Annotated in this window: 8 protein-coding genes; 5 read left to right on the top strand and 3 right to left on the bottom strand. The window is 44.5% G+C overall.

Annotation, left to right across the window (positions count from 1 at the left end):
- Nucleotides 1-940, top strand: a 940-nt coding sequence (locus PLH26_RS16325; protein ID WP_324587096.1) for a SulP family inorganic anion transporter, incomplete at its 5' end; no start/stop codon positions are given.
- 217 nt (nt 941-1,157) lie between these two features.
- Here PLH26_RS16325 and msrA read toward each other — a convergent pair.
- Nucleotides 1,158-1,832, bottom strand: coding sequence for a peptide-methionine (S)-S-oxide reductase MsrA (gene msrA, locus PLH26_RS16330; protein ID WP_324587097.1), 675 nt, complete (start codon nt 1,830-1,832; stop codon nt 1,158-1,160).
- 472 nt (nt 1,833-2,304) lie between these two features.
- Here msrA and PLH26_RS16335 point away from each other — a divergent pair, with 472 nt between their 5' ends.
- Both PLH26_RS16335 and PLH26_RS16340 read left to right on the top strand, forming a co-directional pair.
- Nucleotides 2,305-4,431 carry an endonuclease MutS2 gene (locus tag PLH26_RS16335; RefSeq protein WP_324587098.1) on the top strand — a complete coding sequence of 709 codons (2,127 nt, stop codon included), beginning with the start codon at nt 2,305-2,307 and terminating at the stop codon, nt 4,429-4,431.
- Between the two features lie 289 nt (nt 4,432-4,720).
- A complete protein-coding gene (locus tag PLH26_RS16340; protein WP_324587099.1) occupies nt 4,721-7,081 on the top strand; it encodes an ATP-binding protein in 2,361 nt (786 codons plus the stop codon).
- Nucleotides 7,082-7,198: 117 nt separating this feature from the next.
- On the opposite strand, the gene PLH26_RS16345 is transcribed toward PLH26_RS16340, so the two are convergent.
- Nucleotides 7,199-8,215, bottom strand: coding sequence for a glycosyltransferase family 9 protein (locus tag PLH26_RS16345; RefSeq protein WP_324587100.1), 1,017 nt, complete (start codon nt 8,213-8,215; stop codon nt 7,199-7,201).
- A gap of 96 nt (nt 8,216-8,311) precedes the next feature.
- The gene (locus PLH26_RS16350) at nt 8,312-8,881 is read right to left on the bottom strand and encodes an L-threonylcarbamoyladenylate synthase (RefSeq protein ID WP_324587101.1); all 570 of its coding nucleotides are present in this window, start codon (nt 8,879-8,881) and stop codon (nt 8,312-8,314) included.
- Between the two features lie 62 nt (nt 8,882-8,943).
- On the opposite strand from PLH26_RS16350, the gene PLH26_RS16355 reads away from it, so the two are divergent.
- Together PLH26_RS16355 and PLH26_RS16360 are read left to right on the top strand one after the other, a co-directional pair.
- Nucleotides 8,944-9,759, top strand: coding sequence for a 2,3,4,5-tetrahydropyridine-2,6-dicarboxylate N-succinyltransferase (locus PLH26_RS16355; protein ID WP_324587102.1), 816 nt, complete (start codon nt 8,944-8,946; stop codon nt 9,757-9,759).
- Between the two features lie 103 nt (nt 9,760-9,862).
- A partial coding sequence (locus PLH26_RS16360; protein ID WP_324587103.1) for a DMT family transporter occupies nt 9,863-10,715 on the top strand: 853 nt, incomplete at its 3' end.

Here is a 10,715-nt window from a genome sequence, read left to right on the forward strand (position 1 = left end):
TGCCACTGTTCAAAAGCTGATCGCACCTGCATTTACCATTGCTTTGCTGGGTGGCATTGAATCGCTGCTGTCTGCTATTGTGGCCGATGGAATGATCGGGGGAAATCACCGGTCCAATACGGAACTGATAGCGCAGGGCACTGCCAACATCTTTTCTTCCATTTTTGGCGGAATCCCCGCAACAGGAGCTATTGCCCGTACGGCAACGAATATTAAAAGCGGGGGACGTACTCCTGTAGCAGGCATCGTACATGCATTTACGTTATTACTGATCATATTGTTTATAGGAAAATGGGCCGCGCTGATCCCCATGGCTGCATTAGCAGGCATACTGGTGATCGTTGCGTATAATATGAGCGAATGGGAGAATTTCATTTCCGTAGCCAAAGGTCCCCGCGGCGATGCAGCGGTATTGCTTACTACTTTTTTCCTTACGGTATTTGTTGATCTCACCGTGGCCATTGAAATAGGAATGGTGCTGGCTGTCTTCCTGTTCATGCGGAACATGATAAAGTTTACAGACGTAAGTATTCTTACAGGTGAAAATGCCGATAGAGAAGAAGCGAATGATGCCAAAGCAGTGAGTAATTATGATATCCCCCCGGAAGTAGAAGTATTTGAACTGAACGGTCCTTTATTTTTTGGCGCCGCCTATAAATTCAAGGATGCTATAAGGTTCATAAAAAAGCCACCAAAAGTATTGATCATCCGTATGCGGTATGTACCTATTATTGATGCTACGGGGATAAGAACGCTGCGGGAGATCCATAAAGAATCTAAAAACAGGGGTACAAAACTGATTTTATCGGAAGTGTATAGTAAGCAGGTGCTGGATGAACTGCGAACAGCCCGTTTGCTGTTTGCTGTGGGTAAGGCAAATGTAACCGATACTTTTGAGCAGGCGCTGAAGAGAAGTAATGCGGTAGTGAGTGCTGAATAGGGAAGTGAGAAGTGAGAGGTGAAAAGTGACTACCTGTCGTTAGTACGTTTAAGCTTAAAGCTGATAACCCAAATCTACAGAGCGGGGTGAGTGGGTTTGCATGGTGCGTAACGGGCAAGATTTTTACCGCACGTATCCACATACCGCTACCTGCGGGGCCGTACCGGCTCGTAATACTCCGGCCGGGGTATCTCATCAGGCTCCGTTCACAATAACGTTACTGCTTTTTAAGCTTATCCTTAAATATCTTTTCAAATTTTTCGAGTTTGGGCCTGATCACATACTGGCAGTAAGGCGCTCTGCCGTTGAGCTTATAGTAGTTCTGATGATAATCTTCTGCCGGGTAAAAATTTTTAAAAGGCTCAATAGCGGTTACAACGGGGTTGGCCCATGCGCCGCTTTTGTCCAGTTCGGCTTTATAAGCTCCGGCTTTTTCTTTCTGGGTGTTATCGTGATAAAAGATTACGCTGCGGTATTGCGGCCCTACATCATTGCCCTGTCTGTTTAAGGTAGTAGGGTCGTGTGTTTTCCAGAACACTTCCAGTAATTCATCGAAGCTGATTACTGTAGGATCATATACGATTTGCAGCGCTTCCGCGTGCCCCGTATTTTTTTCACAAACCTGCTCGTAGGTAGGGTTAACCACATGACCACCGCTGTAGCCGCTGGTTACTTTTTTAACGCCCTCTAATTGCTGAAAAACAGCTTCCGTGCACCAGAAGCAGCCGTTCCCGAAAGTAGCAACTGTGGTGTGGGCATCGGGAGTAATTGCGGAAGGAGAAATGGTAGTATCGTTGTTCATATTATTTGCTTTGAGGGAGTTGCTTTTTGCCCCGCACGAAAACAATGCGGTTGCTGGCGCCATCCCAAGGATCAGAAAAAGGTACTTCATCGCTTAACATTTACAAATGAATAAATATTATGCCAATCACAATGCAAGTTACTGAATACCGGAAAGAATGTATGCAGTAAGCAGATAGCGGAGACGTTAAATATTGTTAAAGAGGAATTCATTTCTTGTGATATGCAGACCGATAGCGTTCGGACGATCGCCCTGGTGTATGTTTCACGTACCATCACCACGGTTTCCTTTTTTGCAGCATAGTTAAGTGTTTTTGCTAAAGCTGAACTCAGCTACCACAGCCTGTCACCCTGACGAAGGAAGGGTCTGTCTTCGTTATGATTAAACAACAAGCTGCGAAATAAATACAGATGCTTCGTGCCTAAAAGCGTGGCTAAATTTTTGTGCGGACACGAACCGGGGTGGGGGAGCCAATAGCCGACGCCCACTGCTGATAGCACCCACCCTCAATAAAATACATTTCCGCTTACCTTTGCAAATCTTAAAAAGAAGCAATACAAGAATGAAACTCTTTCCGGAATCGGCTTTGATGCAGTTGGAATTTGACAAAGTGAAAGCATTGCTTACCGCGCATTGCCAGACTTCTTATGCGAAGAGCAAAGCTGAGCAGTTGCGCATCCACACCAGGTTAACCTATATAGAACCGGAACTGAAGCAAGCCAACGAATATAAATTGCTGTTGCAGAGCGGGAACTATTTTCCCAACGACACTATTTTGAATTTAGCCGGCGAATTAAAGCTGTTGGGCATTCCCGGCGCTGTGCTGAATGAGGAGCAGTTGATGAACATACGAAAGCTGGCAGATGCTTTGAAGCAGATTTTCCACTGGTTTGATGCGGAAAGAAAGATCGCTTATCCCACCCTGTTGCAGGTGATTGCCGGCAGTTATTACGAAAAGGCGATCATCCTGCTTATTGATGATGTGCTGGACGAATACGGGAATGTAAAAGACAACGCATCAAAAGAGCTGGCGCAGATAAGAATGAGTTTGGCCCGTAATCGGAGTGAATTGCGCAGGGCATTCGACAGGGTAGTGGTCAAATGGAATAAAAGCGGCTATGTGTCGGATATAGAAGAAGCATTTTTAAACGGCAGAAGGGTAGTAGCCGTTCATGCAGAATATAAACGGCAGGTGAAGGGCATTTTGCTCGGTGAAAGCGATACACGCAAAACATCGTTTATTGAACCCGAGGAAACGATTGAACTGAACAATGATGTATTTACCCTTGAGCACGACGAAAGCCGAGAAGTATACCGGATACTCAGGGAACTGACCCAACAGCTTGCTGTATATGCTTTCTTGCTGAAAGACTATCATAGCATTGTTGGAGAATATGATTTCATCCGGGCCAAGGCAAAATTAGCGGTGGACATGGTTGCCGGCTACCCGGTTGTGCAGGATAAAGCGCATGTGCACCTTATCCACGCTTTCCATCCTTTATTGTATCTCTATAATCAAAAGTCGGGAAAGCCTGTTATGCCTGTAACGCTTACACTGGATGACAAAAACCGTATACTCGTTATCTCGGGCCCCAACGCCGGCGGTAAAACGGTTACTTTAAAAACCGTGGGGCTTTTACAAATGATGCTGCAAAGCGGACTGCTGGTTCCTGTGCATCCTCACTCACAAATGGGGATATTTAAGCAACTGATGATCCATATAGGCGATACGCAGAGCCTCGAATTTGAACTGAGTACTTACAGTTCACATTTGAAGAACATGAAGTACCTCATTGAAAATGCCAACGGGCGAACCCTTTTTTTTATTGATGAGCTGGGCAGTGGCAGTGATCCCCATCTTGGCGGTGCTTTTGCTGAGGTAATAATGGAAGAACTGGCAAAAAAGCATGCTTTTGGGATCGTGACCACCCATTATCTTAACCTGAAAGTAATGGCCAATAAAACGCCGGGCATTATTAATGCTGCAATGGCCTTTGATGAAAAAAATCTTTTGCCCTTGTACAAACTGATCATCGGCAAGCCCGGAAGCTCCTATACTTTTTCTATTGCTGAAAGAATTGGTATGGATCCGCAACTTATTGCAAGGGCTAAAACCATGGTGGCGGAAGATCATTTCAGCCTGGATAAACTGTTGAACAGGGCAGAGCAGGATATTCGCAGACTTGAGGAAAAGGAAAAAGAATTGAATAAACTGCTGAAAGAAAATGACAGGCTCAAAAAAGAAATGGAGCATACCCTGCAGCACGAAAAACACCGGCAACAGGTAGAATTGCTGAAACAGCAGAATAAAATAAATGAAGAAAGGATTGCATACCTGAAAGATATGGAGCGTAAGCTGAAGCAAATTGTATTTGACTGGCGCAGAACAGAGCACCAGGAAGATAAAACGGCATTGATGAAACAACTGCATGCCATGCTCTTTAAGCAAAAGGAAAAGCAGGTGAAGGAAAAGGCAAAGAAAAAATTCGATTCAAGATACATTGAAACGGGAGGGGAAGTGAAGCCTGGCGCAAAAGTGCGGATGATACAGAATAACCAGGTTGGCACAGTAAAAGAATTGCGCGATAAAAAAGCAATTGTGCAGTTGGGCGTTGTTCCTATTACCGTGGAATTAAAGAATTTAATTGTAGTGCAGGAAAAAGAGATGGGAGATGAGGAAAAGGTATGAGGTATGAGGGGTATATGGTGTAGGGTATAAGGTGTAAGGTTTCAGGGTATAGACGTGTTCAAATCCGCAAAGGTTATCAGTCAGCCGTCAGCTCTGAGCAACAAAGGAAGATTCATTCTATTGTTGGTTATTCATCTGGTGATCGCTAATGGACTGATAGCCGGAACACCATTCCAACAATAAACCACAAAACCACAAACGATAAACTATAAATATTATATTTATCTTTAAGCTTCAGCATTAACAGGTGCTGACAATTTTCCCAAATCCTGCAACCTGTCCGATTTTTATGAAGAAAGCCTGGTTAATTGTTTTAACTGCTATAGTGGCATCATGGGTAGTATTGTTTGTTCTGTCTGCGTCTCCATTAGAAAGCACCAAACCCGCACAGGAGGGTTTGCTTGATCTGCGAAGCCGGGATTTATCTTCTGCAAATATTAATTTATCGGGGCAATGGGAGTTTTACTGGTCGCAATTATTGCTTCCGGGAGAGGAAATGGAACAACGCAGCTATGCCCGGTTCCCTTTACTATGGAATAAAATAGAAGTTCAGGGGAAACCGCTTCCCTCTTTAGGGTATGCAACATACAGGCTAAAAGTGATACTTCCGCCGGCCACCCCCCTCCTCGCATTGCGTATCCCGGATATGTACAGCAGCTACCGGTTATATATAAACGATAGCCTGGCTGTTGAGAACGGGACACCTGCTTCCGGGAAAGAAGAGGCTAAGCCTTTCTGGTCAGAAAGGATTGTATTGCTTCCGCAGCATACAGATACCATCAGCCTGCTGATGCATGTAGCCAATTTCTGGCATTCAAAGGGAGGCCCGCATAAGCCGGTTGTACTTGGCAATTTTCAGCAAATATCCCGGCAAAGCAAAATAGACTGGGGGCTCGATACCATTACCACCGGCTTTATCCTGATGAGCAGCTTCCTTTTTTTCGGACTATACCTCTTTGCTAAAAATGATAAGCCCATTCTTTATTTCGCATTATTTTGCCTGATCTATAGCTATCGCATGATTGGCACAGGACCTTATTTATTCTACTCCCTGTTTCCCGGAATGGATTGGTTCGTAACGATTAGAATAGAATATCTGTCACTGGTGCTGAGCTGTGCCTGCCTGTTTCAGTATATCCGGCATCTTTATCCGCAGGAAGCAGGGAAAATAGTGGTAAGGGTCTTACTCTGGATAAGCGCCGTGTATAGCATAATCATTCTAACCACAACCGTACATTTTTTCAGCAGTGTTATGCCGGTATACCTTGTTATTTTATTTTTTTACCTGGCCTATGCTTTTTACGTTTTTATAACAGCGTATATACATAAGCGCAATGACTCCGATTTTGCACTTTTGAGCGCCTGCATTGCTTTCATCCTGTTTTTATTCCTGAACCTGCATTATTTTAAGCTGGCGCCTGTTATGAAGCTAATGGTCTGCTCAGGCTATATTCTTTTTCTTTTTTTGCAGGCCGTTATTCTTTCTTCACGTTTTGCATATACGCTCAGTTATGCTGCGCTGCAGGCGCAGTTGGGCGTAAAGGCAAAGTCTGAATTTCTTTCTACCATGTCTCATGAGATCAGAACTCCATTGAATGCCATCATCGGACTGGTTCATATTTTACTGAAAGGGAAGCCTTCTTCATCTCAAAAGGAAACACTTGAAGTGGTTTTGTTTTCGGCCAACAACCTGCTGGTTCTGGTTAATGATATTCTCAATTACAGTAAGCTCGAAGAAAATAAAATGAAGCTGGAAAAAATTGATATGGACCTGCAGGAGATCGGGAAAAATATTATCAGGGGCGCTCAGAGTTTTGCCGATTCTAAAAAAATAAAGCTGGAATATGAATTTGATGACCGTATACCCGGCCAGGTGGTGGGAGATCCGACACGCATTACCCAGGTTATCACTAACCTTGTGCACAATGCCATAAAATTTACAGATGAAGGGTGGGTGAAATTATCATTTTATGTAGAAAAGATAGACGAACACCAGGTAATGGTCACCATAGCCATCAAAGATTCCGGCATAGGGATATTGCCCGGTGAGCAGAAAATAATTTTTAAAAGATTTACGCAGGCCGACTCTTCCACTTCGCGGAAATATGGCGGAACAGGGCTGGGCCTTGCCATCAGCAAAAGAATATTATCGCTGTATAACGTGGATCTGAAGTTTGACAGCGAACCGGGCAGCGGTTCAACTTTCTGGTTCACATTGCCCTTTCCGGTAACAACCACAAAGAAAGACGTGACGTTAAGTTCCGCGGGCTCCGATAAGCCATTGCGCAATTGTTTTATATTGATTGCAGATGATAATGCATTGAATGTAATGATAGTTCGTACCATACTGGAAGATTTTGGCGCAGCAGTTGATGTTGCAGGCAATGGTAAAGAGGCGCTTGAAAAATTTGATGCCGCCATTCATCATATTGTGCTGATGGACTTAAATATGCCGGAAATGGATGGATTTGAGGCAACAAGGCAACTGAGGAACAAGGGAGTTACCGTGCCTGTTATTGCTTTAACCGCTACTTTACCTGCAGAGATCGCGGACAATATAAATGCCGCGGGTTTTACAGATATTATAGTTAAGCCTTTTGATCCGGACGGGCTGTGCAGAACGGTTCTTAAATATAGGAAAAAGGAGTGAGGGATGATGTTGCAGGTTTCAGGTTGCATGGTGTGCTCAACCATATTCACCAATTTGCCTGTAACTTATAGTTTAGGCTGCCTTGTAACACGTAACCTGTAACCATTTCCACATTTATCACACTTCCACATTTCCCACATTCATCAACGTTTCCAGCAATTGTTCGTCCCGGATAAGATGTGCGCACCTGAAATGTTTTTCGGGACATTCCCTGAAACCGTGGAGCCCGCATGGACGGCAATATAACGGTTCCCGTATTTCAACGATATATTTTTTATCAGACAACGGACCATAGCCAAACGCAGGTATGGTAGAACAATACACTGCTGTAACGGGCGCATTCATGGCAGATGCAAAATGCATGGGAGCTGAGTCATTTACATAATTCATAACAGCATCCTTCATAAGCGCTGCAGATTGCAGGAAATTCAACCGGCCGGCAAGCGACATTACATTTTCTCTTTTCACTTTTTGCCGGATATCTTCACAAAGTTTGGCTTCTCCCGGTGCGCCCAACAGGTAAACAATATATGGGGCGGGCAATTTATCAATAAAGCTTATCCATTTGTGTGCAGGGTATTGCTTGGTAAACCAAACCGATGCCGGTGCAATACAGATATATGGCAAAGATTTTAAAGGCTGTACCACATCATTGTCCTGCTGCGAAGGATACAGGCGGGGTTTATAAACAGTATTATTGGTAAAAGACTGTATGAGACTGAGGTTGCGTTCAATTTCGTGTGGTGTTTCTATTCCCCTGCCTGTGTTGTGTTTTACGCTGATGTCAAATAAAGGGCTGAAGGGATTTTTATCAAAGCCGATTTTTTGCTTTGCATTTGAAAAAGCGGTAAGCAGTCCTGTTGCTCCATACCGCTGTACATTGATCACCTTGTCGTATTTTTTCTGTCTGATCACACGGAGCAGCCGCCACAGGTCTTTGTATTTCCCGTTCTTCTTATCCCATATCAGTATTTCATTCAGGTAGGGATGTGCTTTTAATAGTCCCTCATTTCCTTTCCTCAATAAAAAATCAATTTGCGCATCCGGGGAAAAGGCATGCAGCTTTTCTATAAGGCATGCCGACAGCACTACATCTCCAATAAAAGCGGTTTGTATAATGAGGATTTTTTCCATGAAATACTGTAACTGATGGATTGGTTTTTAGTTGATCGGTTATTATTCACCCACTTACTACTTATCACTTACCACTCACTACTTATCACTCACCGCTCACTTCCTCAACTCTGTTACCGTTCCATCGTCGTTCCAGCGTATCACCGCCGAAGGTTGTGCGGTACGGGTGTCGTTTTGCCGGTATTGTACTACATAATCTGCTGCTTTGGTTATAACAGGGTCAATGGCATGAAATGAAGCCGGCGTTGGCCGACCTGAAATATTGGCCGAAGTAGACACCAATGGTTTTCTCAGTCGCTTAATGAGGTGCCTGCAAAATTCATCTTTCACTATTCTTATGGCGATGCTTCCATCGGGGGCTATTAAATTGGGTGCCATGCCCACAGCTCCTTTATAAATTACAGTAGTGGGTTTGGTGGCTTTGGCTATATAATCAAATACCCTTAAATCGGGTTGCGCAACATATTTTATCACCTCTCTTTCTTCCGTCAATAAAACGATCATGGATTTGCTTTCTTCCCTTTGTTTGATCCGGTAAATTCTTTGCACCGCGAGAGGGATCGTGGCATCGCAACCCAGCCCCCAAACCGTATCCGTGGGATATAATATTACCCCTCCTGCCTGCAAAACCTGTAAACAGTGCTCCACGTCTGCTGTAAAATTCATGATGCAAAAATACTGAGGCTTTGCAAAAGCAAACTGATTATGTTTGCAAAAAAAAGAAAAGCATGACAGACTTACAAAATCTTATTGCACAAGCCTGGCAAAACAGGGAATTATTAAAGGATGAAGTATATATTGAAGCGGTAAAATCGGTAATTGAAGATGTAGATAAGGGCAGGCTGCGCACCGCATCGCCTTCCGAAAACGGATGGACGGTGAACGAATGGGTGAAGCAGGCCATCCTGATGTATTTTGCTATTCAATCCATGCAAACATGGACTGCAGGACCTCTTGAATTTCACGATAAAATGTTGCTGAAAGGCGGCTACAGGGAGCTGGGCGTACGTGCCGTACCGCATGCTGTAGCAAGGTATGGCGCATTTATTGCCCGTAATGTAGTGCTCATGCCATCTTACGTAAATATAGGTGCTTATGTTGATGAAGGAACGATGGTAGATACCTGGGCTACGGTTGGCAGTTGCGCACAAATTGGCAAAGGCGTACACCTGAGCGGTGGTGTGGGCATTGGCGGCGTGCTGGAACCTTTGCAGGCCAGCCCGGTAATTGTGGAAGACGGCGCTTTTATCGGCAGTCGCTGTATCGTGGTGGAAGGCGTAATTGTTGAGAAAGAAGCAGTGCTGGGCGCTAACGTGGTATTGACCAAAAGTACAAAGATCATTGACGTGAGTAGTAATGAGCCGGTTGAATACAAGGGCAGGATACCCGCGCGGAGCGTGGTGATCCCCGGGACCTATAATAAAAAATTTCCTGCAGGAGAATATGGTGTGAGTTGCGCCCTGATTATCGGGCAACGCAAGGCCAGCACCGATCTTAAAACCAGTTTGAACGATGCATTAAGAGATTTTAATGTAAGCGTGTAGGAAGGTGAAAGGGAAGAAGTGAGATGACTTTGCGGGCAAACAGGTATTCCTCATTTTCTCTTCTTACCTTTTTCCTCTCACTTTTTCTCATCCGCCTGTGCCAATGAGCAATGAACAGAAATACCGGGTAACACTGGCAGGATTTATCATTACCTTTTCGGGAGCGATACTGTTTTCCACCAAAGCGATCATTGTAAAGCTTGCATTTAAGCATACCGGCATGAATGCGTTATCGCTGCTGGCGCTGCGTATGCTTTTTTCACTTCCTTTTTATATAGGTGCCGCATGGCTGGCTGCAAGGTCAAAAGATGCTGTATCGCTTACAGGCAGGCAATGGGCTGCCGTTATTTCGCTGGGCCTGTTTGGATATTACCTCAGCAGCTTATTTGATTTTGTGGGTTTGCAATATGTAACTGCAGGGCTGGAGAGGCTTATCCTTTTTTTGTATCCCACCTTTGCCGTTCTGATCAATGCGGTTATTTTTAAACAACCGGTTAGCCGGCTGCAAAAAATAGCATTGCTGCTTACCTATGCCGGTGTTGCTTTTGCTTATTGGGGAGAGCTTCGGATAGACATCAATAATCCCGGTTTTATGTGGGGAAGCTTTCTTATCTTTTTGTGTTCCCTCACTTTTGCCATGTACATAGCAGGCAGTGGGAAGATCATTCCAAAAGTAGGTGCAACAAGGTTTACAGCCTATGCCATGCTGGCCGCCACCGGGGGTGTTTTTATTCATTTTGCATTGGCGGGCAATATACCCGCTGAAGGATTTTCGGGTATACATTGGGGATATGGCGTACTGCTGGCGGTGGTGGCAACGGTTTTACCCAGTTTTATGATATCGGGCGGAATGAAACGTATCGGCTCCAGCAATGTAGCCATCATATCAGCCATAGGACCGGTTTCCACTATTGTACAGGCTTATTTTATTTTGGGTGAGCCTCTTTTTGCCGGGC

Source organism: Agriterribacter sp. (assembly GCF_035444585.1).
Lineage (GTDB): Bacteria > Bacteroidota > Bacteroidia > Chitinophagales > Chitinophagaceae > Agriterribacter.

What these genes read in the sequence shown, in the direction of transcription:
- msrA (WP_324587097.1), bottom strand. Translation starts at nt 1,832, where the DNA reads ATGAAGTACCTTTTTCTGATCCTTGGGATGGCGCCAGCAACCGCATTG.
- PLH26_RS16335 (WP_324587098.1), top strand. Translation starts at nt 2,305, where the DNA reads ATGAAACTCTTTCCGGAATCGGCTTTGATGCAGTTGGAATTTGACAAA.
- PLH26_RS16340 (WP_324587099.1), top strand. Translation starts at nt 4,721, where the DNA reads ATGAAGAAAGCCTGGTTAATTGTTTTAACTGCTATAGTGGCATCATGG.
- PLH26_RS16345 (WP_324587100.1), bottom strand. Translation starts at nt 8,215, where the DNA reads ATGGAAAAAATCCTCATTATACAAACCGCTTTTATTGGAGATGTAGTG.
- PLH26_RS16350 (WP_324587101.1), bottom strand. Translation starts at nt 8,881, where the DNA reads ATGAATTTTACAGCAGACGTGGAGCACTGTTTACAGGTTTTGCAGGCA.
- PLH26_RS16355 (WP_324587102.1), top strand. Translation starts at nt 8,944, where the DNA reads ATGACAGACTTACAAAATCTTATTGCACAAGCCTGGCAAAACAGGGAA.